A 25,849-nucleotide genomic window follows, 5' to 3' on the forward strand; every position below is an offset into this window, starting at 1 on the left:
GGAATTTTCCTTCGGGACAGCAGAGACAGGTGGTGCATGGTTGTCGTCAGCTCGTGTCGTGAGATGTTGGGTTAAGTCCCGCAACGAGCGCAACCCCTATTTCCAGTAGCCAGCAGTCAGATGGGCACTCTGGAGAGACTGCCGGGGATAACCCGGAGGAAGGTGGGGATGACGTCAAATCATCATGCCCCTTATGATTTGGGCTACACACGTGCTACAATGGCAGTTACAAAGAGAAGCGAAACTGTGAAGTGGAGCAAACCTCAAAAAGGCTGTCTCAGTTCGGATTGTAGTCTGCAACTCGACTACATGAAGCTGGAATCGCTAGTAATCGCAGATCAGAATGCTGCGGTGAATACGTTCCCGGGTCTTGTACACACCGCCCGTCACACCATGGGAGTCGGAAACGCCCGAAGTCAGTGACCCAACCGCAAGGAGGGAGCTGCCGAAGGCAGGTTCGATAACTGGGGTGAAGTCGTAACAAGGTAGCCGTATCGGAAGGTGCGGCTGGATCACCTCCTTTCTAAGGAAAAGGAAGAAGTAAGGGTTGTTATGTTGTTAAGCTTTCAAGGAAAAGCAGAATATTTGCTGGTGGTGATGCGCTTATGGGAAACACCCGTACCCATCCCGAACACGACGGTTAAGACGTAAGCGGCCGATGGTACTGCACTGGAGACGGTGTGGGAGAGTAGGTGGCTGCCAGCTCCAAGTTTGATCAGAAATGGTCAAAGTGCTTATCAAGTGTAAGCAGAAAAAGAGATGGGCTTATAGCTCAGCTGGTTAGAGCGCACGCCTGATAAGCGTGAGGTCGATGGTTCGAGTCCATTTAAGCCCACTCTGGGGGTATAGCTCAGTTGGGAGAGCACCTGCCTTGCAAGCAGGGGGTCACGAGTTCGAATCTCGTTATCTCCACGAAAACATAGGACAAGCGTCCGGTGTTTGGAAAGCGGTTCACGAAGAACTTGTTCTTCGGTGGAACGATTGACAAACAGGAGGACATTTGTAGAATGTCCGTGATGAAGTAAGCGAAGCTTACGAATCCCGGAAGCGAAAATAAAGCCTTATGTTTTAAATGTACCTTGAGAATTTCATACAGAAAGAAAAGAGATATTATTAATAAGCCATTAATAATTAACAAGACATCAAATAATCCAAGAAACGTTTCAAGAGATTGAAACAAACGCGAATCAAGTTATCGAAAGATAGCAACGGACCACAGCATATCAAGCTACGTATGCTGTAAGGTTAAGTTAGAAAGAGCGCAGGGTGGATGCCTTGGCACTGAGAGCCGAAGAAAGACGTGATAAGCTGCGAAAAGCTGCGGTAAGGAGCAAATATCCGATGACCCGCAGATATCTGAATGGGGAAACCCGGCTGAGTAAACCTCAGTCACCGTATACTGAATACATAGGTATACGGAGGGAACCCGCTGAACTGAAACATCTAAGTAGGCGGAGGAAGAGAAAGAAACATCGATTCCGTAAGTAGCGGCGAGCGAACGCGGAAGAGCCCAAACCGTTGTGCGTGCACGACGGGGTATGGACTGCGATATGGCAGTGTGGAAGATAGTAGAAGGGTCTGGGAAGTCCCGCCAGAGAGAGTGAAAGCCTCGTACATGAAATCAGAAACACGCCTAGCAGGATCCGGAGTACCACGAGACACGAGAAACCTTGTGGGAAGGCGGAGGGACCACCCTCCAAGGCTAAATACTACTCAGTGACCGATAGCGCATAGTACTGTGAAGGAAAGGTGAAAAGGACCCCGGGAGGGGAGTGAAAGAGAACCTGAAACCCTGTGTTTACAAGCTGTGGAACTGCGAATAAAGCAGAACCGCGTACTTTTTGTAGAACGGTCCGGCGAGTTTCTTGTGCTGGCGAGGTTAAGTACTTCAGGTACGGAGCCGAAGTGAAAGCAAGTGTTAATAGCACGTAAAGTCAGTATAAGAAGACCCGAAACCGGGTGATCTACCCATGTCCAGGTTGAAGTTGCCGTAAAAGGCAATGGAGGACCGAACGCACATCCGTTGAAAAGGGTGGCGATGAGGTGTGGGTAGGGGAGAAATTCCAATCGAACCCGGAGATAGCTGGTTCTCCTCGAAATAGCTTTAGGGCTAGCCTCGTATTAGTCTAGCGGAGGTAGAGCACTGAATATCCTAGGGGGCGTCAAAGCTTACCGAAGATTATCAAACTCCGAATGCCGCAGAGATGATGTACGGGAGTCAGACTGCACGAGATAAGTTGGGTAGTCAAAAGGGAAAGAGCCCAGACCATCAGCTAAGGTCCCAAAGTGTGTGTTAAGTGGTAAAGGATGTGGGATTTCGAAGACAACTAGGATGTTGGCTCAGAAGCAGCCATACATTCAAAGAGTGCGTAATAGCTCACTAGTCGAGAGGTCCTGCGCCGAAAATGTCCGGGGCTAAAACACACCACCGAAGCTATGGAATGTGAACACATTGGTAGAGGAGCATTCTTAACGTGACGAAGCTGTACCGGAAGGAGCAGTGGAGTGTTAAGAAGAGAGAATGCCGGAATGAGTAGCGAGATTTAAGTGAGAATCTTAAAGGCCGAATATCTAAGGTTTCCAGGGTAAAGCTGATCTTCCCTGGGTAAGTCGGGGCCTAAGGCGAGGACGAAAGTCGTAGTCGATGGATAACAGGTAGAAATTCCTGTACCACATACAAACAGAACTGTGGGGACGCAGAGAGAAAGCCAGAGCCGGAAATGGAAAAGCCGGTGCAAGCGAGGTATCCGTAAGGGAGGCAAAACCCCCTTGCAAGGAGAAGACGTAATGCGGAGTGAACTATAAGTAACGAAGCTGGTGAGCTAGCTGCCAAGAAAAGCCGCTATTGTTTTGTATGTGCCCGTACCGTAAACCGACACAGGTGGATGAGGAGAGAATCCTAAGGCCGGCGGGAGAAGTGTTGTTAAGGAACTCGGCAAAATGACTCCGTAACTTCGGGAGAAGGAGTGCCACAGAGATGTGGCCGCAGAGAAATGGCCCAAGCAACTGTTTAGCAAAAACACAGGTCTATGCAAAACCGAAAGGTGAGGTATATGGGCTGACGCCTGCCCGGTGCTGGAAGGTTAAGAGGAGAGCTTAGCGCAAGCGAAGGTTTGAATTTAAGCCCCAGTAAACGGCGGCCGTAACTATAACGGTCCTAAGGTAGCGAAATTCCTTGTCGGGTAAGTTCCGACCCGCACGAAAGGCGTAATGATTTGGGCACTGTCTCGACAACACACCCGGTGAAATTGAAATACCAGTGAAGATGCTGGTTACCTGCGCCAGGACGGAAAGACCCCATGGAGCTTTACTCCAGTTTGATACTGGGATTCGGTACTGTCTGTACAGGATAGGTGGGAAGCTAGGAAATGATGACGCCAGTTGTCATGGAGCTGACCTTGGGATACCACCCTTACAGTACTGGGTTTCTAACCTGCAGCCGTGACCCGGCTGGGGGACAATGTCTGACGGGGAGTTTGACTGGGGCGGTCGCCTCCGAAAGGGTATCGGAGGCGCTCAAAGGTTCCCTCAGAATGGTCGGAAACCATTCGAAGAGTGCAAAGGCAGAAGGGAGCTTGACTGCGACACCGACGGGTGGAGCAGGTACGAAAGTAGGACTTAGTGATCCGGTGGTATAACGTGGGATTGCCATCGCTCAACGGATAAAAGCTACCCTGGGGATAACAGGCTTATCACTCCCAAGAGTTCACATCGACGGAGTGGTTTGGCACCTCGATGTCGGCTCATCGCATCCTGGAGCTGTAGCAGGTTCCAAGGGTTGGGCTGTTCGCCCATTAAAGCGGTACGCGAGCTGGGTTCAGAACGTCGTGAGACAGTTCGGTCCCTATCCGGCGTGGGCGTAGGATATTTGAGAGGAGCTGTCCTTAGTACGAGAGGACCGGGATGGACGGACCGCTGGTGTATCTGTTGTTGACCAACAGCATGGCAGAGTAGCCAAGTCCGGCAGGGATAAACGCTGAAGGCATCTAAGCGTGAAGCCCCCCTCAAGATTAGATATCCCATTCTTTAAAGAAATAAGACCCCTTGAAGACTACGAGGTTGATAGGTCTGAGGTGTAAGTGCGGTAACGCATTCAGCTGACAGATACTAATAGGTCGAAGACTTATCCTGAGAGGTTCGAAAGATAAGCGAGAAAGAGATTGGAGAAGATGAAGTCGCGAGACTTTCTGTATGAAATTCTGAAGGTACATGAAATAGTTTAAAAAAAGAAAGCGTTAAAACGCTTTCTTTTTTTGTTTATAAATATTAATTTGAAATATGAAATAATCATTCTGTACCTCATAAAAGATTGTAAAATATAAAAATTAAAAAGCAACGGCATGTTATTCTTAGATAGCCGGATATTGAAGGCTGTTATGGTATATAAAAACTGATATAATGGTAAAAGATTATGTATTTTTATTGCAATTATATACATAAATCTATAAAATAGATATGGTGAATCATACATAAACTGTGTGAAAAAGGGTATTATTCTGATATATTATATCAGATAAATAAGAACAATAATTACAGATGTATTGTAATAGGAAGGAACGATAATAGCAGGCAGCTATTGAAAAAGGTATGGGAATAAAAGAAGAAACAATAAAAATGAAAGCGGCAGCACCTTATCTGGCAGCTTCCTCTGTAGAACAGAGAAATAAAGCACTTCTAATGGTTGCAGAGAATTTAAGGGCAAATGCGGCAAAGATTTTTGAAGAGAATAAACGAGATCTGGCAGCGGCAGAAGAAGATCATATTGCACAGGCAGTGAAGAAACGCTTGAAGTTTGATGAGGGAAAACTAAGAGATGTTATAAAAGGAATTGAGCAGTTAGTTGCTCTGCCTGACCCATTAGGGAAGGTGACATTAAAACGCCAGTTGGATGAGGGATTAGTTCTGAATCGTGTCAGCTGTCCGATTGGTGTTATCGGAGTTATTTTTGAAGCAAGACCGGATGCACTTGTTCAGATATCATCTCTTTGTATTAAGAGTGGAAATTGTGCGATACTAAAGGGTGGTAGGGAGACAACATATACCAATCGTATCCTGTTTCAGATTATACATGATAGTATAATAGATGCAGGGTTGCCGGCAGATTGTATGCTTCAGGCAGAGCAGCACAGTGAGATTGATGAACTTCTGTCGTGTCATGAGACGGTTGACCTTCTGATACCGAGAGGATCGAACAGTTTCGTTCAGTATATTATGAATCATACAAAGATTCCTGTTATGGGACATGCAGATGGAATCTGTCATATTTATGTAGATAGAGATTATGATCCAAATAAAGCGATTCCGATTATTATCGATGCAAAGACCCAGTATACAGCAGCATGTAATGCAGTGGAAACTTTGTTAATCCATAGAGATATAGCAGGAAAATTTCTTCCGGTTCTTGCAAAAGCATTAAAGGAAAATGGAATTACGCTTCGTGGAACAAAGGAAGTAACAGATCTGATTGGCGGAGAGACAATCGGTGAACAGGAGTTCAAAGAATATCTGGATCTGATTGTTTCTGTTAAGATTGTAGATACGGTAAATGATGCGATCGCACATATCAATAAATACGGTTCCCATCATACAGACAGTATCATTACCGAAAATGCGGAAACTGCAGAATTATTTATGCAGATGGTAGATTCTGCCGGAGTTTATCAGAATTGTTCAACTAGGTTTGCGGATGGTTTCCGTTATGGTTTTGGTGCAGAGGTTGGAATCAGTACAGGAAAGATCCACGCAAGAGGTCCGGTTGGTCTGGAAGGGCTTGTTACTTATAAATACAAGCTGTTTGGATGTGGACAGATTGTAGATGATTATGCAACAGGAAAGAAAGAATTTCATTTTAAAGATTTATAATAAAAATTATTCACAAGATTATTACAGGAGTTAGAAAGATGCATAAGGAATTTCGAATGGGAAATGAAGCAATTGCGCTTGGGGCAATTGCTGCCGGGGTAAATTTGATTTCCGGATATCCGGGAACGCCATCGACAGAGGTACTTGAGACGGTTGCAAAGAACAGAACAAATGACTGTTATGTAGAATGGTCGGTTAACGAGAAGGTTGCCATGGAGGTAGCAGCCGGTGCTGCTTATTCAGGAGCGAGAGTTATGGTAACAATGAAGCAGGTCGGATTAAATGTGGCATCTGATCCGTTGATGAGTCTGGAGTATGTGGGAGTAAAAGGCGGTATGGTGATTCTGGTTGCCGACGATCCGGGGCCGATCTCATCACAGACAGAACAGGATACGCGGACATTTGCAGCATTTTCAAAGGTTCCATGCTTTGATCCTACATCGGCACAGGAAGCTTATGAAATGGTACAGGAGGCCTTTGAGTACTCGGAAAAATATAAAACACCTGTATTCTTAAGACCGACAACAAGAGTGTGTCATGGATATGCAACGATTGAAGTAAAGGATGCGGCAGAATACAAAAAGAATGAATCGGAAGGATTTGTGAAAGATTCCAAACGGTGGGTTATTTTCCCGAAGCTGTCCTTTCAGGCACATCGTAATATTGAAAAGCGAAATGTCGAGCTGGGGGATGCCTTTTCTGAATATGACAGAAATGTTGTGAGTAGAAAGATAGAGACAAGATTTGGTATTGCAACCGGTGGAATCAATTATACATATACAATGGAAGCCCTGGGAGACGATGCAGAAAAAATAGCGATATTTAAAGTAGCGACCCCATTTCCGTTCCCGGAACGAAAAGCAGTTGAATATCTGGAACAGTTAGATGCGGTTTTATGTGTGGAAGAATTAGATCCGGTGATCGAACGTGCGCTTACCTATATAGCGGGCAAATATCATCTCCCGGTAAAGATCTATGGTAAGCTGACCGGTCATGTAGCAGCCTCAGGTGAGAACACGATTGACAGTGTAAAGGACAGTATCACACAGTTCTTATTGGATCAGGGTATTGCAGCAGACCGGTACAAGGCACTTACCGCAGGTGAAAAGAACAATCAGTCGGAAGAGTTGGCAGAGATGCCGGAGCTTCCGGTACGTCCACCTGTATTATGTGCAGGTTGTCCTCATCGTGCTTCCTTTTATGATGTAAAATGCGCTATGAAGGGAAAGAAGACAATCTTTTGTGGAGATATCGGATGTTATACACTTGGAAATGCCATGCCGCTTGATATGGTTGACACTTGTCTGTGTATGGGCGCAGGGCTTGGAATTGCGCAGGGGGTTTATCATACAGAACCGGATACGACATGTTTTGCATTTGTTGGAGATTCTACATTCTTCGCGTCAGCAATTCCCGGCGTCGTAAATGCGGTTTATAATCAGGCAGATATGACATTGATCGTTCTTGATAATTCCACGACGGCTATGACAGGACACCAGCCACATCCTGGAACCGGACATACGATGATGGGAGATATTGTAAATAAGATTGATATTGTTGGTATCTTAAAGGGAATTGGTCTTAAGACAGTAGAGACGATCAATCCATTTGAGCATGAAGCAGCGGTACAGACAGTTGCGCGTGTTGCAGCAGAACCGGGTGTGAAGGCAATTATTTTCAAATCTCCATGTATAGCCATTACGAAGTCGTCCAGATGTATGCATATAGATACAGATGCATGTATAGGTTGCCAGAAATGTATCAGAGAGATCGGTTGTCCAGCACTTTACACATTTGAAGGCAAGGTTTGTATCGATGAAAGTCTCTGTACAGGATGTACTTTGTGCAGCCAACTCTGCCCGGTACATGCAATCGGGGACGGACAAGAAGAAAGGGGGCAGGCATAATGAATAAGAATATTATTCTGTGTGGTGTCGGTGGACAGGGAACAGTGCTTGCATCCAAGCTGATCGCAGCCGCAGCTATGGAGAAAGGAATCCCGGTTATGAGTGCGGAAACGATCGGTATGGCACAGCGCGGAGGAAGCGTATTCAGCCACGTAAGAATGGGTGAAAATCTGTATTCACCAATGATAGCAAAAGGAACAGCAGATATGATCCTGGGATTTGAACCGGGAGAAACGGTGCGGATGCTTCCTTATCTGAAAAAAAACGGAGCAGTAGTCGTCAGCAATCGTGCGGTTATGCCGGTTACAGCATCGCTGGCGAAGACCGGTTATAACGGAGCATCTATGATCGAATATCTGAAGACACAGGTAGATCAGGTTTTGGTGATCGATACAGATCAGGCATGTGAAACTCTTGGGTCTGCAAAGGTGTTAAATGTCTTGATGCTGGGAGCCGCAATTTCGACCGGTATGCTTGGACTTGAAAAAGAAGATATCAAACAGGCTTTGATAAAAAGATTGCCGGAAAAATTACATGAGCTGAATTTCAGAGCACTTGATTATATACAATAAAAATATTTTATAAAATAGAAAGTTTGGAGGATAAATAATGGAGATTTCAGAGTTACAGATCAGTCAGGTCAATAAACAGATCGAAGCATTGATTAAGGCTGAAAGTTTTTATGGAAAGAAGCTGGAGGAAGCAGGAATTACAAGAATTTCGACACCGGAGGATTTTAAGAAGCTTCCATTTTCAGAAAAAAAAGACCTGAGAGATGCATATCCACTTGGTTTAATGACAGCACCGGAAAGTGAGATCGTTCGTATCCATTCATCATCAGGAACAACAGGACTTCCGGTTATTATTCCATACACAGCAAAGGATGTAGATGACTGGGCAATCATGTTCAAGCGTTGTTATGAGCTTGCAGGTATCACGAATATGGATCGTATTCAGATCACACCGGGATATGGACTCTGGACGGCAGGAATCGGCTTCCAGAACGGAGCAGAGAAGTTGGGTGCTATGGTCATACCTATGGGACCGGGAAATACGGATAAACAGCTTCAGATGATGCAGGACATGAAATCTACTGTCCTTTGTTCGACATCTTCCTATGCACTTCTTCTTGCAGAGGAGATCGAGAAACGTGGTATCAAAGATAAGATTTGCCTGAAGAAGGGTGTGATCGGTTCTGAACGCTGGGGCGAAAAGATGAGAAAACGTATCTCAGAGGAACTGGGAATTGAATTATATGACATCTATGGTTTGACAGAGATCTATGGACCGGGTATCGGAATCAGCTGTAAATATGACAACGGTATGCATTACTGGGATGATTATATCTATATCGAGATTCTTGATCCTGTAACCTTAGAGCCGGTTCCGGATGGCGAAATGGGTGAGATTGTTATAACAACGCTTGTAAAAGAGGGTGCACCTCTGATTCGTTATCGTACACATGATCTTTCAAGAATTATTCCGGGAGATTGCCCATGTGGATGCAAGCATCCAAGGTTAGGTGTGATTATGGGAAGAACGGATGATATGATGAAAATCAAGGGTGTAAATGTATTCCCAAGCCAGATTGAAGAAGTATTGAAGGAATTCCCTGAATTATCAAGTGAATATCAGATTCGCATCTCCCATCTGGATGGAAAAGATACAATGAGAATCTATGTAGAGACGGATGGAAGCGTAGATTTCGTAGAGTTATCTAAGCGTATTGCAGAGAGAGTAAAGAGTCGGATTGGATTTACCCCACTTGTTAAGGTTGTAGAGATTGGGGTGCTTCCAAGAAGTGAGAAGAAGACAAAACGTGTAATTGACGAGAGATATGAATAAAGCAGAAAGCCGGATATGATATTTCATACCCGGCTTTGTTTTTGTCAGTAAATTATGAATTACAGATCAAATTTTGTTTTTACAAAATCTTCAATGATATCAGCGGTCTTTTTGAAGCCCAGGACGGTTGAATTGATCGTCATATCATAGTTCTTACTGTTGCCCCATTCCATATCAGTGTGATCCTTGTAATATGTTTTTCTGTTACGGTCATGACGTTTGATCGTAGCTTCAGCATCACGTTGGGATAACTGCTTGGTTTCCATAGTACGCTGTAACTTTGCTTCGTTATCAGCAACAATAAAGAATGAAGCTACACAATCCATATCCTTTAATACATAGTCGGCACATCTGCCAACAATTACAAAGGATTCTCCGGATGCTGCCTTTTCTTTTATAAAATCGAACTGAAGACCGGCAAGAATCTCTTCCGGAGAATTGCTGTATCCCTGAACGGTACGAGAGAACAGATATTTTCTAGGTGACTCATCATAGTCTTTAATATTATCTGTATCAAAATTATTCTGTTTTGCAACTTCTTCAATTAGATTACGATTGTAATATGGGACATTAAAACGTTTTGCAATGTCCTGAGCAATTACATGTCCGCCACTTCCATATTCACGACCGATTGTGATAATAACCTGTTTGTCCATATTTTATAACCTCCCTAAAAATATGTAAGTTTCTTAGAAGACGCTGTTATATCGAATAAATACACCGAGTGTACAAATGATCATAACAAGAATAGTAGCAGGAGCCATCTTCTTACAATATTCGCCCCATCCGACCGGATGACCTGCTTTAGCAGCTACTGAAGTACCAACAACATTTGCGGAAGCACCGATAGGCGTTGCATTTCCACCAATATCTGTACCAATGGCTAATGAATAGGCAAGGACGGCAAGAACCCCACCATTACCTGCTGCAAGTTCTTTGATAACAGGAACCATAGTAGCAGCAAATGGAACATTATCGATAAAGGCACTGCAGATAGCTGAGAGCCAGATGATAATAGCAACCATGATATACATATTTCCACCGCTGACGTTTTTGATGAATTTTGCAATGACTTCCAGAATACCGGTCTGCTCCAAACCACCAACGACAACAAATAAACCAATAAAGAATAAGAGTGTCTTGTAATCAATCTTCTTTAAAAGTTCCAGTCCATGTCTGCCGGAACAGATCAGTGTGATTATAGCTATTATAACACCAATCGCAGCAACTGTCAGCCCTGTCTGTGTCTGTGTAAGAAGCAGAACAACAGAAAGCAGGAAAATAACACAGCTGAAGATAAATCCGGATTTGTCTGTAATTGCTTCTGAAGGACTTGGTATTGTTGAGGTATCAACCCCACCTTCATTTTGCTTTAATTCCTTATGAAAAGCAAGATAAAAATAGACAATCATAATTACCAGTGAAATAAGAACAAATACACCTGTATTTGTCAGGAAATCAAAGAATGAAAATCCAAGTGAGGTACCGATGATAATGTTTGGTGGATCACCACAGACGGTAGCAGTTCCACCGAGGTTGGAGCAGAAGACTTCTGCCAAGATCATTGGAACCGGATTGAATTTTAATAATTGTGAGAGTTCTACTGTTACAGCTGCAAGGAACAGAATAACTGTGATACTTGCAATGAACATAGAAAGAAATGCTGACAGGATCATAAAGGTGATCAGAATCGGAACAATTCTGTATCGTACAAGCTTTGCAATCAGCATGCAGAGCCATGTAAAGAAACCTGCACGTTTCATACCTTCAACCATGACCATCATACCGGCGATAAAAATAATGGTCGCCCAGCTGATACCGTTGGAATCTTCAGATGCTTGTCCAACTGTATGCCAGAAGCTGGTTGTAAAAATGCTTTTAACGTTTAACACTTCCATGATAGCCTGTCCACTGTGCAGACAGATACCAAGGACAAAGATGATGGTGAGTAATCCACAGCCCAGCGTTATAAGATAATGTTCGATCTTATCAAGAACGATCAGCACAAACATAGCCAGGAAGATGGTTACTGCTAAGATGGATGCTAACATGTTTCCTCCTTCTTGAGAGATACCTGAAAATCATAATGGTAGTATCTCTTCTTATTTATAATATTTTTTTTCCGTTTATCATTATAGGAAGATTGCACAAAAAGTCAATATTTTTCGGTAAAGGTTCGGTAAAGGACGATGAAAATTGATAAAAAACAAGTAAATATGACTAAAAATAGAGTGAGTAAATAAAAAATAGTCATTATATTTGGTACAAATATTACAATTTTCAACCGTATTGTGGATAGGAATAAAATTAATAAGAAGAAACTGTTGCATTTCCGTTCAGACTGGAGCATTATAGAGAAAGAATATTAAAGGAGAATGAGTAATTATGTATAAAATTATTTGTAAAGATGGCAGAGCAAAAAGAGCTACCTTTACGACTGTTCATGGTACAGTGGAAACTCCTGTATTCATGAATGTGGGAACTGCTGCTGCGATCAAAGGCGCAGTTGCTACGACAGATCTGAAAGAAATCGGCTGTCAGATTGAATTATCAAACACCTATCATTTACATGTAAGACCGGGTGATGAGGTTGTGAAGAAAATGGGCGGTTTACATAAGTTTATGTATTGGGATCGTCCGATTCTTACGGATTCCGGCGGATTTCAGGTGTTCTCGCTTGCAGGACTTCGAAAGATTAAAGAAGAAGGCGTTACATTTAACTCGCATGTAGATGGACGCAAGATATTCATGGGACCGGAGGAAAGTATGCAGATCCAGTCTAATCTTGCATCTACGATCGCAATGGCGTTTGACGAGTGTGCACCTGCAAAGGCGGAACGTTCTTATGTGGAGAATTCGGTTGCCAGAACCTATCGTTGGCTGGAGCGCTGTAAGGCAGAGATGACACGTTTAAACAGCCTGCCGGATACGATCAATAAGGAACAGATGCTATTCGGAATCAATCAGGGCGCAGTATATGAGGATATTCGTATTGACCATGCAAAAAGAATTGCGGAGCTGGATCTGCCGGGGTATGCTATTGGTGGATTGGCTGTTGGAGAGACAGCGGAGGAAATGTATCATATTCTGGATGTAACCGTGCCATATCTTCCTGAGAATAAGCCGGTTTATCTGATGGGTGTCGGAACGCCGATCAATATACTCGAAGCAGTTGACCGTGGTGTGGATTTCTTTGACTGTGTATATCCATCCAGAAACGGACGACACGCACATGTATACACAAAACATGGAAAACTGAATCTGAAGAATGCAAAATATGAGACAGATGACAGACCGATTGAAGAAGGCTGCGGATGTCCGGCATGTCAGCATTACAGCAGAGGTTATATCAGACATCTGTTAAAGGCAAATGAAATGCTTGGTATGAGATTTTGCGTCTTGCATAATTTGTATTTTTATAATAATATGATGAAAGAGATTAGACAGGCTATCGAAGAAGGCTCATATGCATCGTATAAAAAGTCTATGATAGAGAGTTTAACATCAAATGAAGTTTAGAAGGAGAATATTATGAACACATTAGGAATGGTTTTAAGCGGTAGTACACCAGCAAATACAGGTAGCAGCACAATGTTTATCGTTGTATATATCCTGATCTTTGCTGCAATTATCTACTTCATGATGATCCGTCCACAGAAGAAGCAGAAGGCTAAGACAGAGGAAATGCATAACCAGATGGAACCGGGTGACAATATTATGACAACCAGTGGTTTCTATGGCACAATCCTTGATATTGTAGATGACACAACTATCATTGTTGAGTTTGGTAATAACAAGAACTGTCGTATTCCAATGCATAAGAATGCAGTTGCTGAGCTTGAAAAGAAGAATGCAGCAGTAGTGGAAGAAGATAAGGAAAAGAAATAAAGAATATCTTTTTAGATAAGAAGATGTCAGAACAGAAAAATCTCCATGTTCAGTAGAAAATCTGAATATGGAGATTTTTTTCTGTTCTTCAAAAAAGATGCGCTTTTATATTGTCCAGAATTCCGGTGGTGATCCGCATACCGCCGCGACCGGTTCCGAGAGAGATGTCCGGTTTGATCACACCGTGGAAATCCGTACCGCCGGAGACAAACAAGTCATGTCTGTCTGCAATCGCCCGGAGCTTTCCGCTCTCATAGGAATTATTAGAAGAATGATAAGCTTCTAAGCCCTTTAACCCAAGTGGTTTCAGATAGTCCAGTAATTCCTCAATCTGGTTATAACCAAGCTTATAGAGTAATGGATGTGCGAGAACTGCACATTTGCCATATTGGTTGATGATCGAGAGAGCACGTTCACATGTGACCTCCGGTTTCGGAAGATAGTATCTGCATTTTTCGCCAAGGTATTTTTTAAATGCCTGATCCTTGTTCTTGACAATGCCGTCCTCAATCAGAACTCTTGCAAAATGCGCACGGGTAATAACTGTATCCGGATTTCCCTCTTGAAGTTTTTCAATGGTCATATCGATGCCGTCACGCTGAAACAGCTTGCACATTTCCACATTTCGATTAAAACGTGCATCTTTTAAAGCGTTCAATTCAGCAAGAAGTCCGGGATTGGTATAGTCCATATAGAAGCCCAGAATATGGATCTCGCGTGAACCATAGTTGCACGAAAGTTCGATACCGGGAATCAATTCCATAGGGAGAGAATCCTGTGTATCCGGGGCCGGCTGATGATTTTCCATGAACCGGATTGCTTCCGGGACTCCATCAACCGTATCGTGGTCGGTGATCGCCAGAGCGGCAAGTCCCTTATCAAGAGCCATCTGGCATACTTCAGATGGAGTAAAAGAACCATCCGAAGCAGTTGTATGGACATGTAGATCTATAAAACGCATATGTATTCCTCTTTTCTTTATACAATGTAGGATTGGTTTACCGAAATCTAAAAAGATAAAAGCAAACCAAAATAATTATAATATGAATCTAAAAACATGGCAAATTTTTAGACAAACTTATTGATATTTTTTATTAATTGGTATAGACTTAATTGACGGTTTATGAGAAAATATGTCTGATGGTTACGAAAAAAGAATAGATATTCATAACCGCTTTAAGCAGATTTTCATATTTCGAAAGGAGATTCACAATGATTTATTCACAGGAAGTTGAAAACATGTGCCCAGTTGGACAGGGCGTACATCATGGATGTGCTCCAATTCCAGAAGAAGCAAAATGGGTACAGGCAAAAGAAGTAAAGGATATTTCAGGCTTTACACATGGTATTGGCTGGTGTGCACCACAGCAGGGTGCCTGCAAGCTGACATTAAATGTTAAGGAAGGAATTATTCAGGAAGCATTAGTTGAGACAGTTGGATGTTCAGGTATGACTCATTCAGCAGCTATGGCAGCAGAGATCCTTCCGGGACTTACAGTTATGGAAGCTCTTAACACAGACCTTGTTTGTGATGCTATCAACACAGCTATGAGAGAGTTATTCTTACAGATCGTATATGGTCGTTCACAGAGCGCATTTTCAGAGGACGGACTTGCTATTGGTGCCGGACTTGAAGATCTTGGTAAGGGACTTCGTTCACAGGTTGGTACTATGTACGGTACATTAAAGAAGGGTCCTAGATATCTTGAGATGGCTGAAGGATATGTAAATGCTATCGCTCTTGATGAAGAGGGTATGATCATTGGATATAAATTCGTTAACCTTGGTAAGATGACTGATTTCATTAAGAAGGGTGATGACCCTAACACAGCTTATGAGAAGTCATGTGGACAGTATGGACGTGTTGCAGATGCAGTTAAACTCATCGACCCACGTACAGACAAAGAGATTGAGAAATAATAGAAGGAGGTAACGATATAATGGCATTATTTGAATCATATGAAAGAAGAATCAAACAGATCAATGAAGTATTAAACAGCTACGGTATCTCCTCAATCGAAGAGGCAGAGAAGATCACAAAGGATGCTGGTTTAGACGTATACAATCAGGTAAAGAGCATTCAGCCTATTTGTTTTGAGAATGCATGCTGGGCATACACAGTAGGTGCAGCAATCGCAATCAAGAAGAACTGCAGAAAGGCTTCAGAAGCTGCAGCAGCAATCGGTGAAGGACTTCAGTCATTCTGTATTCCAGGTTCAGTTGCTGATACACGTAAGGTTGGTCTTGGACATGGTAACCTTGGTAAGATGTTACTGGAAGAAGAGACAAAGTGCTTCTGTTTCTTAGCAGGACATGAGTCATTCGCAGCAGCAGAAGGTGCGATCGGTATCGCAGAGAAAGCTAACAAAGTTCGTAAAGAGCCACTTCGTGTTATCTTAAACGGTCTTGGTAAGGATGCTGCTCAGATTATTTCAAGAATTAACGGTTTCACATTTGTTGAGACTGAGTATGATCCATATACAAACACAGTTAAAGAAGTATTCAGAAAGTCTTACTCAGAAGGACTTCGTGCAAAGGTTAACTGCTATGGTGCGAACTCTGTACCAGAAGGTGTTGCTATCATGCACAAAGAGGGTGTTGATGTATCTATCACCGGTAACTCAACAAACCCAACTCGTTTCCAGCATCCGGTAGCTGGTACTTACAAGAAGGAATGTAACGAGTTAGGAAAGAAGTACTTCTCAGTTGCTTCAGGTGGTGGTACAGGTCGTACACTTCACCCAGATAACATGGCAGCAGGTCCTGCTTCCTACGGTATGACAGATACACTTGGACGTATGCACAGTGACGCTCAGTTCGCTGGTTCATCATCCGTACCTGCTCATGTAGAAATGATGGGTCTGATCGGTGCTGGTAACAACCCTATGGTTGGTATGACAGTTGCTGTAGCTGTTTCTGTAGAGGAAGCTGCAAAGGCTGGTAAGTTCTAGACCGAAAGCAACTTAATGAAATCGAGGTGTATGCCGAAGATTGAGTTTAGTTGAGTGGATGTCTGAAAGCTAAATAAAGAATAACTATCCCCGGAATTTTTCTTCCGGGGATTTTGCTACTATTGTACCAGTTCTATTTCTTCTATTAGTTGATCTAAAGTTCTGTGGGTATAAACTTTTTTTGTTACATTGGGGATCTCATAGAGATCATGATAAAATATCAGACCAGTTCATATGGATATAGTAGTGATAGAGAAACACAAATTTTTGTTGAAACATTTACGCAGATAAAAATCTGTTACAAACGCGGATTCAAGTGCTAAACTTGATAATAAGCGCAAGAATATTGGATTTGGATTGCAGGAATACCAAAGCCGTATGAGTAGAAAAGATATAAAAGAACATGACAGAGTATTGATTGAGCATGAATTGTATGAGATGAAGTTGAATAACAATATGATTCATATTGAGGCGCATTCTATTGCTACCAGAAAATACGGTTATCAAAAGGGAGTTAATGAATATTATGGTAACCTTGGGAAAAATAAAAAAGACAATAATATAATATCAGCGGAGTATTTTCCAGAAGATAGTAGGCAGGATATTGGAACATTTATTTATGATATAGAAAAAACATGAAGTTATTGAGCATAAATATTGTCAAAGAGATAGCAAAGCTAACTTGAAGACATATTTTAATAAAGCTATAAAAGCTGTTGAAAAATGTATTGAGAATGATAATTATCCTGAAACACTAGAATATATGTGGTATTAAAAGCACTCCGTATTAGCATAGTATTTTTTATGTCCCAAAATCGGCTTAAAACAGTAAAACTGTGACGATGAAATAACTCTGGCAAGAGAGATAGATCCATTAAATCCATGAATATCTTTCAGAGCTTATTATATTCGCGAAAAATACAAATTTTTTTATAAGAAAAAATTTTTGACAGTACGTAACGTGCAGATTTAATCTGGAAATAGCATCAGAAAGATCGCAACAAACGGAAAAGTAAAATTATAATTTGAATAGGAGACAAATGATATGCATAGAGAAGTGGAAGATAATACAATTATATTTACAGCATTTAACAGAAAATTGTTAAGAGATTTAGAAGAACTGAGAAATCTTTTGGTTAGAAATAAATCTGAGAGAGCTATGAAAAAACTGAATGAATTAATTGAAGATACAAAGAGGGATATAACCGAATAATTTGTAGCATGGGAAATGGTTCGCGAAAAAACCATTCTCTTTTATGAAATAAAAAAATCATAAAAGCCTTTGACAGCACGTAACGTGCGGATTTAGGCTGAAGGAGGATGTATATGGAATAATGGGAGGCAAAAGAAAATTATAATCACAGCATAAAGTCGATATGAGAACATTTCAGGTTTTGCTTAAATGTTAAAAAATGAAGCCTTGGCAAATAAACGAACGTTTACTAAAATAAAAGTGTAAACGGTCGTTTATTTTTTGCCCGGAGGTTATTAGTATGAGTAATAGAAAAGAAGAAATATTAATTGCGGCACTTAATCTTTTCGCCAGGGATGGTTACGACGCTGTCTCAGTCAGCCAGATAGCAGGAGAACTTGGTATGACAAAGGGAGATTATACCATCATTATAAGAGCAAAAAAGATATTTTTAACTGTATTGTGGAGCGGATGAAGCAACAGGATAGTGAGCAGGCATCAGATCATGATATGCCGGAGGATGATAAAGAGAGAATGCCTGAAAAGTATGAGACGGTGTCATTGGATGATTTTGTAAAATATAATATCATGAAGGAAATATTGATTTTTATGGTAAGAGTGGTTTCAGACAGGCAAGCGAGTATGGTATCCGTTATCACGGATTGCCGGAGGGGGAAGATGCATCATTTTTTTTGTGTAAAGAATTGATACCAGGGTTTCTGGATGGGATTACAGGGGAATATGCAACACCGGAGGGCTATCTGGTTGACGAGCAGGAAGTGGAAGAGTTTGATAGGCAGTTAACGATGTTCTTTTCTATTTTTAAATAATAGCTGTTGACAAGTAACCGATAGGTAACTATAATAAAGTGGCCAAAAGGTAACCGATTGATGAGGCTGATTTAGGAGACAAGTGTGGAGATTAAAGAAAAGAATACAAAGAACAAAATACTGGAAGAAGCTTTAAAATTATTTGCACAGAGCGGATATATGGGAACATCCATGAATGATATTGCTTCAAAGCTTGGAGTAACCAAGGCTGCATTGTATAAGCATTATAAAAGCAAGCAGGAGATATTGGACAGTATTATTGATAAAATGAATGAACTGGATATGGAGAGAGTAAAGCGGTATGAAATGCCGGAGGGCGATCTGGAAAAGGTTGTGGCCGAGTATAAAGAAACAGCATTTGATAAAATTAAGCAGTTTACAAAGGTGCAGTTTCTTCACTGGACAGAGGAAGAGTTTTCATCCTGTTTCCGTAAGATGCTGACATTGGAACAGTACAGGGAGCCGCAGATGGCACAGTTATATCAGAATTATCTTGCAGGTGGACCGTTAACTTATATAGAAGCTTTGTTCTCGGATATGCTGGGGGATACAAGAAAAGCCAGACAGACAGCACTTGATTTTTATGGGCCTATTTTTTTGCTTTACAGCATATATGATGGAGTAGATGACAAGAGTCGGGTGATAAGGCTTCTGGAAAATCACATGGATCATTTTCTACAGGAAATGCAGGAAAATATATCAAACTAAAATGTCCGGTGGTGTGATGCTGAAGGTTGCAGTTATGGAGATTTCGAGAATTATACAGATATTTTCGACAACAGGAGGAAGAAAATGAAAGATAAAATTTTCCCTAGGACATTCGATAAACAGATCGTTTATCTGAAAAATGTAATAAATACCCCTGATATAGAGGTAGGGGATTATACAATGTACAACGATTTTGTACATGATCCGATTGATTTTGAAAAAAATAATGTTTTGTATCATTATCCTGTTAATAAGGATAAGCTAAAAATTGGAAAATTCTGTTCTATTGCATGTGGAGCAAAATTTTTATTTACCAGTGCAAATCACGCAATGGAATCGTTATCTACGTATCCGTTTCCTATTTTCTTTGAAGAATGGGGGTTGGATGCAAAGAATATATGCGATGCATGGGATAATAAGGGTGATATTGTAATTGGAAATGATGTGTGGATTGGATATGAAGCAGTTATTTTGTCTGGTGTAACAATCGGTGATGGCGCAATTATAGGCACTCGTGCAGTGGTAACAAAAGATGTGCCTTCATATACGGTAGTTGGAGGAGTGCCGGCAAAGCCAATCCGTAAACGATTTGATGAAGAAACAATTCAGAAACTTGAAGAAATCAGATGGTGGGACTGGGAAGAAGAACGAATTAAAAAGAATATTCAGGCAATACAGTCTGGTGATATAAGTATGTTAGAGCGTATGAATTAGAAATAAAAACATGACTTTAATAAAGGATATATACCATTTTAATTACAAAAGAGGTGAATGTAGACATGAGTACATTTGAACATGATCTTACAAAAGGAAATATCTGGAAGCAGCTTGTATGGTTTGCTGTGCCGTTTTTTATCAGTAATTTGATCCAGTCCTTATACAGCCTGATCGATCTGATCATATTAGGACATTTTGGCGGAACAAATTCCATATCGGCAGCTAATATCGGAGGCCAGGTGCTTGTGATCCTGACAAATCTTGCCGCGGGACTGTCAGGCGGAGGAACTGTGATGCTTGGAAATTATCTTGGATCAAAACGTAAGGATAAGATTAATGGAGCGATCAGTACATTATTCATAACATTGACAGTTATGGCAGCAGTATTTATGGTACTGTTATTTATGTTAAAACAGCCATTACTTCGATTACTTGATACACCTGAAGAGGCATTTTCACAGGCAGAACAGTATTTGTTTATTTGCACTTTGGGCCTATTATTTATTTATGGTTATAATGCATTAAGTGCAATTATGCGTGGACTTGGTGACAGCCGGACACCGATGATCTTTGTTATGATTGCATGTGTGATCAACATTATTTTGGATCTGGTGCTGGTTGCCGGATGTCATTTAGGAGCCGGTGGTGCTGCTGTTGCAACTGTATTTGCACAGGGCTGTTCGATGTTATTTTGTATAATATATTTAAAACATCATGATTTTATGTTTGATTTCAAACCATCTTCTTTTCATTTTATAAAAGAGGAATTCCACACTCTGCTTCGTACCGGATTGCCGCTTAGTATTCAAATGGTTGGTACAAATTTTTCGTTTTTGATCTTGACTACATTCATTAACAGGGCGGGTGGTGTAGCAGCATCGGCTGCAGCAGGAATAGTAAATAACTTTAATGGATTTGCAATTCTTCCGGAAGCAGCGATCAGCTCGGCTGCATCAGCCATGATCGCACAGAATATGGGCAAGAAAGATGTGAAACGATCATCAAAGACTATGCACTGTTGTCTGGTTCTCTGTATTGGTGTGTCTTTGGTCGTGTTTACGTTGATGCATATATTCCCGGAGCAGATATTTCATCTGTTTGGCGTAAAAGAAGATGTCCTAGTCTATGGTATGCCGTATATCTTTGCTTTTTCGTTTGAATATGTGGGACTTCCATTTATCATGTCATTTAATACGGTTTCAACCGCAACTGGAAATGGATGGATTACGCTGGTTACAAATATGATATCTGCATTTATCGTTCGTATTCCGTTAGCATATGTTCTGGCATTTCTTTGTGAACTTGGTGTAAGAGGAATTGCGATATCTATACCGATCGCGACAGCCGTTGGAGCTATAATATCATTTTTATTTTACAAAGCCGGAATTTGGAAAAAACACATTCTGTTATAAAAGGATTTATACGCCATATCTGAAAAATTGAGTATAATATTTCTATCCGGGCAGTACAGATATAGAATGTACCTATTCCCGGCATAGAACGAAGGTTGTAGTATGTCAGTTTGAATATGGAGCGGAAAATGGCATTTTCAGAAAATACAAAAACAGAAATTCAGATACGAGAAATTAAGGCAAAGACAATACTGCTGTTTTTTATTGTGATCACGATAACAGTAGGGGTTGTTTCATTTATAATAACAAGAAAATCTTGAAACGAGATGCAGAATAAGGTTGTTAACCTGGTTGCACAAGGAAATAGGCAGCAGATTAATAATGTGAATAGCTATCTTGGAAAGATAGAAGATACGGCGGCATTGTTATTCTCTGATGAGCTATATTATGAGTTCGATTCAACGGCGCCGGCTCTCGATACATTTGAAAAGCTTCAGACCGAGAAGACGATCAAGAACCGACTGGATGATTTGGGTATTCTGGAGAATTTCTCTGACTTTGGAATCGTGTATGCAGATGATTCTACGATTGGCTGGATATCGAATACAACGATACAGTTATTTCCAAATGGAGGATTATTCGCTTATCTTGATAATAATATCAATAATTCAAAAACAGGATCCGGGTGTTTTTTGACTATAGTAAATGTTATGACCGGCTTTATTATCTGAAACGGTTAAATAAAAATGCAATCCTGATCGCAGAATTTTACAGCAGGGAACTCAGTGATGCCCTTACCGCATCTGACGATATGAGTGAGCTGCAGCCAGAAATGTTCTGGATGAAGAAGGTAAGCTTGTTGGTTATGAGAAGCTTGCTGATGATAAGAGAGAACAGAATACAGATCGGTTGGAAATTTTGCCGCCGATATTTGAGAAGGAAAATATCTACGATTCCTTTAAAACGAATGCTGACTATTATCTGTATGGTAAAAAGTCCAAAGAAGAAGTTGTGGATGCAATCGTAGAGTCCTTTTATAAATAAGTGTCAGATGATTCCTATCTTGTATCTCATCCTACAAAATGATAGAATAGACAACTGAAAACGATAACCTGCTGATTAGCAGAGATAACATGGAGGATAAATCATGGCATCATGGAGAGATAATATTCGTCAGGTTGAGCCATATGTACCTGGTGAGCAGCCAAAGAATACAAATGTGATCAAATTAAATACAAATGAGAATCCGTATGGACCGTCTCCAAGAGTAAAAGCGGTTCAGGATAATGAGGATCTGTTACGGTTATATCCGGATCCGACGGCAAGCGTACTGGTGGACGCACTGGCGGAGTATCATGGTGTGGATGCATCACAGGTATTTGTAGGTGTAGGTTCCGATGATGTACTTGCAATGTCATTTTTGACCTTCTTTAATTCGGATAAACCGATTCTGTTTCCGGATATCACATATTCTTTTTATGATGTATGGGCAGAACTGTTCCGGATTCCATATAAGCAGATGCCACTTGATGAGAACTTCCGTCTGAAGATAGATGATTATAAGGGCGAAAACGGTGGAATCGTATTCCCGAATCCAAACGCACCGACCGGTATCTACGAATCGTTGGATCATGTAGAGGAGATCATAAAGAACAATCCGGACGTGATCGTGATCGTAGATGAGGCATATATTGATTTTGGAGGAGAAACAGCACTTCCGCTGATCGACAAATACGACAATCTTGTGGTAGTCAGAACCTTTTCAAAATCACGTTCCATGGCGGGACTTCGAATCGGTTATGCGATCAGCAACTCTGAACTGATCAAAGCCTTAAATGATGTGAAATACTCCTATAATTCATATACGATGAACCGCCCGTCTCTGGTGCTCGGTGTAGAATCCATTCATGATGATGCATATTTCAGGGAGAAGGTTGGACAGATCATTGCAACCAGAGAAAGATTTGTGAAAGAGATCGCAGAGCTTGGATTTACCTGTCTGCCATCATCTGCAAACTTTGTATTTGCAACACATGAGAGTATTCCTGCAAAGGAGATTTTTGCTGCGGCAAAAGAGAATAATATCTATGTGCGTTATTTTGATAAGCCAAGGATTGACAATTATCTGAGAATCTCGATTGGAACTGACGCAGAGATGGACGCATTTGTTGCATTCTTAAAGGGATATGTAGAGACAAAGCAGAATTAAAATTTACAATGACTGAAAATTAAAAGCAATTATAGTATAAAGCTAATAAATAAGCCAAAAGAAAGATTTGTTTTTCATAAAAATATCAGAAAACAGATTTGATTTTGGCTTATTTTTTTTCGCGCAGTTATGCACGTTGCGTATATGTATGTGTTAATATAGCACAAATGACTCAAAATAGCACACGCAAAATGTTGACTTTAATCTAATCTCTTTTTATTATGGGAGTCAGAAATATTTCAGACAAAAATCCGGATTTTATCAATTTTCGAAACGTTTCAATATAAGTTACGAAGGAGAGATAAAATGAATTTTGAGGAATTTACAGAAACTATAAAAACAGGGTTGGTTCAGGTATTTGAGATGAATGATATGGACATAACCGTGAATAAAATAGTAAAGAATAATGGAATTATGCTGACGGGAATTAATATAAGACAGGCACATACGATGGTGGCACCTACGATTTATATCAATGATTTTTACAGAGAAGATGTGGATAAAAAGGAGATTGACAACATTGTACTGAAGATCAAACGAATCTATCAGGGAAGATGCAAGGAGAATCCGGTCGGGGAAGAGGTGAAAAATTATTTGGATTTTGACTGGGTAAGTGAGAGAATCTTTTATACCTTGATAAACCATTCTATGAATGAAGAAATGCTGCAGAATGTCCCATATCTGCCATTCTATGATCTGGCGATTGTATTCCGTTGTGTTTTCCATATCGGTCAAAATGGGATTGCGTCATCGGTAGTATCCGAGGATGATATGAAACGATGGGGGGTAGATACGAAATTGTTGTATCAGTTGGCAGCAAAGAATACGCCACGACTTTTCCCTCCTGTAATGGATAAGATTACTCGTTATCTGAAGGTTCATGCAAACGTGCCGGATTCCTTATTAGAAGATTTCCCGCAGGACGATGATAAACTCTATGTGCTGTCTAATTCGTTTGGGATCAACGGAGCAGCGGCGCTTTTATATGAAGGTCTGCTTGCGGATTGTGCAGATCTGGTTGGGGAGGATATATATGTATTGCCATCCAGTATTCATGAAACGATATTTGCAGGGGTGTCTATAGTAGATGATCCTGAGTTGCTGACCGAGATTGTTCAGGAGGCAAACGACAAAGTGATCAGCCAGTCGGATATATTATCCTATAATGCATATCGGTACAGTAGAAAGGCGAAAAGGCTAATGATGATCCGGTCGGAACAGGAAACAGTTCCGGTATAGATCTCAAAGTATAAAGGTACATTGAAAAATAAATAACAAAAGAACTAACAGCACGGACGGATGATTCTCTGTATTGACAAAAGAAAGAGCATGACATAGAATTAAAAGGTGTATTGGGTGTAAATTTATGTGTTGAGAGGAGAACGGTGTGGCTGAAAATTATGTATCAAGGAGAGATAAAATTGTTGCATCGGCAGTCGAATTGATCGGCGATCTAGGGTTGAACGCTCTGACAACGAAAAATCTGGCTCGTAAAGAAAATATATCCGAAACCCTAATTTATAAGTATTTCGGGGGCATAGATGAAGTACTTACAGAAGTAGTTCTGCAGTATGCTGTATTTGATAAAAATATTCAGATGACGGTAGTAAAGCAGAGTGGCTCAAATATGGATAAGTTAAGGTTTTATGCAGATACATATGCTACATACTATGATAATTATATCGGTATGGGAGCAATCATGTTGCATTATGAGGAATTATTACATTTAAGTGAGACACGGGAGATTATCTCAGAATGTATACTGAAAAGAAACGAATTTGTCTGTAAGCTTTTTGAAGATGCTATAGCAGAGAGAGAGATTCGGGCTGTATTTACCCCGAGAGAACTGACATTGATGTTTAATGGTATATTTACTGAAGGCTTACTGGAGCGAAGAACAAAGTATTCGAAGAAGACATTTCGTGTGGAAGTGAAGGAAATGTTGAACCAGATTGAAAAGATGCTGAAATTCTAGTATAGGAGGAAGTTTGTCATGAGAATTTTAATTGCTGAGGACGATGTTGCAAATGCAAAGTTTTTATCAAAATATTTAAGCAAATTCGGAGAGGTTGTTATTACACCGGATGGAATTGCAGCTGTGGATGAGTTTGTAAAACACCTGGAAAAAGGCGAAAACTTCGAACTTGTATGTCTGGATATTATGATGCCAAAGATTGATGGTTATAAAGTACTTGCATCGATTCGAAATGCTGAGAGAAAGCACGGGGTATCCAGAATGCTACGTTCCAAGGTAATAATGACCAGTGCTTTGGATGAAACAAGTTTTGACAGCAATCAGGCAAGTGATGATTATGATGAATACATCTGTAAGCCGATTGATATTATGAAGTTGAATGATATTCTTAAGAAATTGGATGTAATTTAGGA

The 25,849-nt window shown here is 40.9% G+C and carries 25 protein-coding genes, 2 tRNA genes and 3 rRNA genes; 27 read left to right on the forward strand and 3 right to left on the reverse strand.

All coding sequences use genetic code 11. The features are described from left to right. The 9 genes from CLOL250_RS06835 to CLOL250_RS06875 form a co-directional block, all read left to right on the forward strand. Positions 1-523 (forward strand): 16S ribosomal RNA (locus CLOL250_RS06835); the annotation flags it as partial. A gap of 64 nt (positions 524-587) precedes the next feature. Next, positions 588-705: ribosomal RNA gene (gene rrf, locus CLOL250_RS06840) — 5S ribosomal RNA — on the forward strand. Positions 706-761: 56 nt separating this feature from the next. Then, positions 762-835: transfer RNA gene (locus CLOL250_RS06845), tRNA-Ile, on the forward strand. A gap of 4 nt (positions 836-839) precedes the next feature. Continuing rightward, positions 840-912: transfer RNA gene (locus CLOL250_RS06850), tRNA-Ala, on the forward strand. Positions 913-1,243: 331 nt separating this feature from the next. Then, positions 1,244-4,131 (forward strand): 23S ribosomal RNA (locus CLOL250_RS06855). A 456-nt stretch (positions 4,132-4,587) separates the two neighbouring features. Continuing rightward, complete coding sequence (locus tag CLOL250_RS06860) at positions 4,588-5,862, forward strand: glutamate-5-semialdehyde dehydrogenase (protein ID WP_008401535.1); 1,275 nt, start codon at positions 4,588-4,590, stop codon at positions 5,860-5,862. A gap of 38 nt (positions 5,863-5,900) precedes the next feature. Then, positions 5,901-7,769 carry an indolepyruvate ferredoxin oxidoreductase subunit alpha gene (gene iorA / locus CLOL250_RS06865; RefSeq protein WP_008401536.1) on the forward strand — a complete coding sequence of 623 codons (1,869 nt, stop codon included), beginning with the start codon at positions 5,901-5,903 and terminating at the stop codon, positions 7,767-7,769. Then, a complete protein-coding gene (locus CLOL250_RS06870) occupies positions 7,769-8,341 on the forward strand; it encodes an indolepyruvate oxidoreductase subunit beta (RefSeq protein ID WP_008401537.1) in 573 nt (190 codons plus the stop codon). Before iorA ends, CLOL250_RS06870 begins: the two co-directional genes overlap by 1 nt. A gap of 37 nt (positions 8,342-8,378) precedes the next feature. Then, positions 8,379-9,614, forward strand: a complete 1,236-nt coding sequence (locus CLOL250_RS06875) for a phenylacetate--CoA ligase family protein (protein ID WP_008401538.1) — start codon at positions 8,379-8,381, stop codon at positions 9,612-9,614. A 59-nt stretch (positions 9,615-9,673) separates the two neighbouring features. Here CLOL250_RS06875 and CLOL250_RS06880 read toward each other — a convergent pair whose 3' ends face one another. Both CLOL250_RS06880 and CLOL250_RS06885 read right to left on the reverse strand, forming a co-directional pair. After that, a complete protein-coding gene (locus CLOL250_RS06880) occupies positions 9,674-10,270 on the reverse strand; it encodes a cytidylate kinase-like family protein (RefSeq protein ID WP_008401539.1) in 597 nt (198 codons plus the stop codon). Positions 10,271-10,303: 33 nt separating this feature from the next. Further along, entirely contained in the window at positions 10,304-11,665 is a 1,362-nt protein-coding gene (locus tag CLOL250_RS06885) for an SLC13 family permease (protein ID WP_008401541.1), read from the reverse strand. Positions 11,666-11,999: 334 nt separating this feature from the next. Between CLOL250_RS06885 and tgt the strand changes: the two genes are divergently transcribed. After that, positions 12,000-13,133, forward strand: coding sequence for a tRNA guanosine(34) transglycosylase Tgt (tgt, locus tag CLOL250_RS06890; protein ID WP_008401543.1), 1,134 nt, complete (start codon positions 12,000-12,002; stop codon positions 13,131-13,133). A gap of 12 nt (positions 13,134-13,145) precedes the next feature. Then, entirely contained in the window at positions 13,146-13,502 is a 357-nt protein-coding gene (gene yajC, locus CLOL250_RS06895; RefSeq protein WP_008401544.1) for a preprotein translocase subunit YajC, read from the forward strand. Between the two features lie 88 nt (positions 13,503-13,590). On the opposite strand, the gene CLOL250_RS06900 is transcribed toward yajC, so the two are convergent. Next, a complete protein-coding gene (locus tag CLOL250_RS06900) occupies positions 13,591-14,463 on the reverse strand; it encodes a PHP domain-containing protein (RefSeq protein WP_008401545.1) in 873 nt (290 codons plus the stop codon). 251 nt (positions 14,464-14,714) lie between these two features. Here CLOL250_RS06900 and CLOL250_RS06905 point away from each other — a divergent pair, with 251 nt between their 5' ends. The 16 genes from CLOL250_RS06905 to CLOL250_RS06965 all read left to right on the forward strand — a co-directional run bounded on the left by CLOL250_RS06905 (position 14,715) and on the right by CLOL250_RS06965 (position 25,847). Continuing rightward, positions 14,715-15,422, forward strand: coding sequence for an iron-sulfur cluster assembly scaffold protein (locus tag CLOL250_RS06905; RefSeq protein WP_008401546.1), 708 nt, complete (start codon positions 14,715-14,717; stop codon positions 15,420-15,422). A 20-nt stretch (positions 15,423-15,442) separates the two neighbouring features. Next, on the forward strand, positions 15,443-16,453 hold the full coding sequence (locus CLOL250_RS06910) for a GGGtGRT protein (RefSeq protein ID WP_008401547.1): 1,011 nt from the start codon (positions 15,443-15,445) through the stop codon (positions 16,451-16,453). Positions 16,454-16,831: 378 nt separating this feature from the next. After that, on the forward strand, positions 16,832-17,092 hold the full coding sequence (locus tag CLOL250_RS06915) for a hypothetical protein (protein WP_008401548.1): 261 nt from the start codon (positions 16,832-16,834) through the stop codon (positions 17,090-17,092). A 406-nt stretch (positions 17,093-17,498) separates the two neighbouring features. Beyond that, on the forward strand, positions 17,499-17,666 hold the full coding sequence (locus CLOL250_RS13920; RefSeq protein ID WP_008401549.1) for a hypothetical protein: 168 nt from the start codon (positions 17,499-17,501) through the stop codon (positions 17,664-17,666). Between the two features lie 280 nt (positions 17,667-17,946). Continuing rightward, a complete protein-coding gene (locus tag CLOL250_RS14150) occupies positions 17,947-18,120 on the forward strand; it encodes a TetR/AcrR family transcriptional regulator (protein WP_008401550.1) in 174 nt (57 codons plus the stop codon). Beyond that, positions 18,117-18,353 (forward strand): hypothetical protein, encoded by a 237-nt coding sequence (locus CLOL250_RS14155; RefSeq protein WP_008401551.1) that lies wholly within the window; start codon positions 18,117-18,119, stop codon positions 18,351-18,353. The genes CLOL250_RS14150 and CLOL250_RS14155 overlap by 4 nt, the downstream gene beginning before the upstream one ends. Beyond that, positions 18,338-18,475: a hypothetical protein gene (locus tag CLOL250_RS14160; protein ID WP_274922252.1), complete on the forward strand. Its 138-nt coding sequence runs from the start codon at positions 18,338-18,340 to the stop codon at positions 18,473-18,475. The genes CLOL250_RS14155 and CLOL250_RS14160 overlap by 16 nt, the downstream gene beginning before the upstream one ends. Before the next feature lie 84 nt (positions 18,476-18,559). Then, complete coding sequence (locus tag CLOL250_RS06930) at positions 18,560-19,183, forward strand: TetR/AcrR family transcriptional regulator (RefSeq protein WP_008401553.1); 624 nt, start codon at positions 18,560-18,562, stop codon at positions 19,181-19,183. 84 nt (positions 19,184-19,267) lie between these two features. After that, positions 19,268-19,897 carry a CatB-related O-acetyltransferase gene (locus tag CLOL250_RS06935; protein ID WP_008401554.1) on the forward strand — a complete coding sequence of 210 codons (630 nt, stop codon included), beginning with the start codon at positions 19,268-19,270 and terminating at the stop codon, positions 19,895-19,897. A gap of 65 nt (positions 19,898-19,962) precedes the next feature. Further along, on the forward strand, positions 19,963-21,312 hold the full coding sequence (locus CLOL250_RS06940; protein WP_008401555.1) for an MATE family efflux transporter: 1,350 nt from the start codon (positions 19,963-19,965) through the stop codon (positions 21,310-21,312). Positions 21,313-21,635: 323 nt separating this feature from the next. Further along, the gene (locus CLOL250_RS06945; RefSeq protein WP_147554307.1) at positions 21,636-21,983 is read left to right on the forward strand and encodes a hypothetical protein; all 348 of its coding nucleotides are present in this window, start codon (positions 21,636-21,638) and stop codon (positions 21,981-21,983) included. Positions 21,984-22,170: 187 nt separating this feature from the next. Beyond that, positions 22,171-22,296, forward strand: a complete 126-nt coding sequence (locus tag CLOL250_RS14165; RefSeq protein ID WP_274922253.1) for a hypothetical protein — start codon at positions 22,171-22,173, stop codon at positions 22,294-22,296. A 103-nt stretch (positions 22,297-22,399) separates the two neighbouring features. After that, positions 22,400-23,461, forward strand: a complete 1,062-nt coding sequence (hisC, locus tag CLOL250_RS06950) for a histidinol-phosphate transaminase (protein ID WP_008401560.1) — start codon at positions 22,400-22,402, stop codon at positions 23,459-23,461. Between the two features lie 306 nt (positions 23,462-23,767). After that, positions 23,768-24,700, forward strand: a complete 933-nt coding sequence (locus CLOL250_RS06955) for a DUF5688 family protein (RefSeq protein ID WP_008401561.1) — start codon at positions 23,768-23,770, stop codon at positions 24,698-24,700. Positions 24,701-24,848: 148 nt separating this feature from the next. Continuing rightward, a complete protein-coding gene (locus CLOL250_RS06960) occupies positions 24,849-25,436 on the forward strand; it encodes a TetR/AcrR family transcriptional regulator (RefSeq protein WP_008401562.1) in 588 nt (195 codons plus the stop codon). A gap of 18 nt (positions 25,437-25,454) precedes the next feature. Then, complete coding sequence (locus CLOL250_RS06965) at positions 25,455-25,847, forward strand: response regulator (RefSeq protein WP_008401563.1); 393 nt, start codon at positions 25,455-25,457, stop codon at positions 25,845-25,847. Positions 25,848-25,849 lie beyond the last annotated feature (2 nt).

The sequence above is a fragment of the Clostridium sp. L2-50 genome, from assembly GCF_000154245.1.
Classification (GTDB): domain Bacteria; phylum Bacillota; class Clostridia; order Lachnospirales; family Lachnospiraceae; genus Coprococcus.

What these genes read in the sequence shown, in the direction of transcription:
- CLOL250_RS14155 (WP_008401551.1), top strand. Translation starts at nt 18,117, where the DNA reads ATGAAGCAACAGGATAGTGAGCAGGCATCAGATCATGATATGCCGGAG.
- CLOL250_RS06900 (WP_008401545.1), bottom strand. Translation starts at nt 14,463, where the DNA reads ATGCGTTTTATAGATCTACATGTCCATACAACTGCTTCGGATGGTTCT.
- CLOL250_RS06875 (WP_008401538.1), top strand. Translation starts at nt 8,379, where the DNA reads ATGGAGATTTCAGAGTTACAGATCAGTCAGGTCAATAAACAGATCGAA.
- tgt (WP_008401543.1), top strand. Translation starts at nt 12,000, where the DNA reads ATGTATAAAATTATTTGTAAAGATGGCAGAGCAAAAAGAGCTACCTTT.
- CLOL250_RS06860 (WP_008401535.1), top strand. Translation starts at nt 4,588, where the DNA reads ATGGGAATAAAAGAAGAAACAATAAAAATGAAAGCGGCAGCACCTTAT.
- hisC (WP_008401560.1), top strand. Translation starts at nt 22,400, where the DNA reads ATGGCATCATGGAGAGATAATATTCGTCAGGTTGAGCCATATGTACCT.
- CLOL250_RS06935 (WP_008401554.1), top strand. Translation starts at nt 19,268, where the DNA reads ATGAAAGATAAAATTTTCCCTAGGACATTCGATAAACAGATCGTTTAT.
- CLOL250_RS06955 (WP_008401561.1), top strand. Translation starts at nt 23,768, where the DNA reads ATGAATTTTGAGGAATTTACAGAAACTATAAAAACAGGGTTGGTTCAG.
- CLOL250_RS06915 (WP_008401548.1), top strand. Translation starts at nt 16,832, where the DNA reads ATGAGTAGAAAAGATATAAAAGAACATGACAGAGTATTGATTGAGCAT.
- CLOL250_RS06880 (WP_008401539.1), bottom strand. Translation starts at nt 10,270, where the DNA reads ATGGACAAACAGGTTATTATCACAATCGGTCGTGAATATGGAAGTGGC.
- CLOL250_RS06940 (WP_008401555.1), top strand. Translation starts at nt 19,963, where the DNA reads ATGAGTACATTTGAACATGATCTTACAAAAGGAAATATCTGGAAGCAG.
- CLOL250_RS06885 (WP_008401541.1), bottom strand. Translation starts at nt 11,665, where the DNA reads ATGTTAGCATCCATCTTAGCAGTAACCATCTTCCTGGCTATGTTTGTG.
- yajC (WP_008401544.1), top strand. Translation starts at nt 13,146, where the DNA reads ATGAACACATTAGGAATGGTTTTAAGCGGTAGTACACCAGCAAATACA.
- iorA (WP_008401536.1), top strand. Translation starts at nt 5,901, where the DNA reads ATGCATAAGGAATTTCGAATGGGAAATGAAGCAATTGCGCTTGGGGCA.
- CLOL250_RS06910 (WP_008401547.1), top strand. Translation starts at nt 15,443, where the DNA reads ATGGCATTATTTGAATCATATGAAAGAAGAATCAAACAGATCAATGAA.
- CLOL250_RS14150 (WP_008401550.1), top strand. Translation starts at nt 17,947, where the DNA reads ATGAGTAATAGAAAAGAAGAAATATTAATTGCGGCACTTAATCTTTTC.
- CLOL250_RS06905 (WP_008401546.1), top strand. Translation starts at nt 14,715, where the DNA reads ATGATTTATTCACAGGAAGTTGAAAACATGTGCCCAGTTGGACAGGGC.
- CLOL250_RS06965 (WP_008401563.1), top strand. Translation starts at nt 25,455, where the DNA reads ATGAGAATTTTAATTGCTGAGGACGATGTTGCAAATGCAAAGTTTTTA.
- CLOL250_RS13920 (WP_008401549.1), top strand. Translation starts at nt 17,499, where the DNA reads ATGCATAGAGAAGTGGAAGATAATACAATTATATTTACAGCATTTAAC.
- CLOL250_RS06870 (WP_008401537.1), top strand. Translation starts at nt 7,769, where the DNA reads ATGAATAAGAATATTATTCTGTGTGGTGTCGGTGGACAGGGAACAGTG.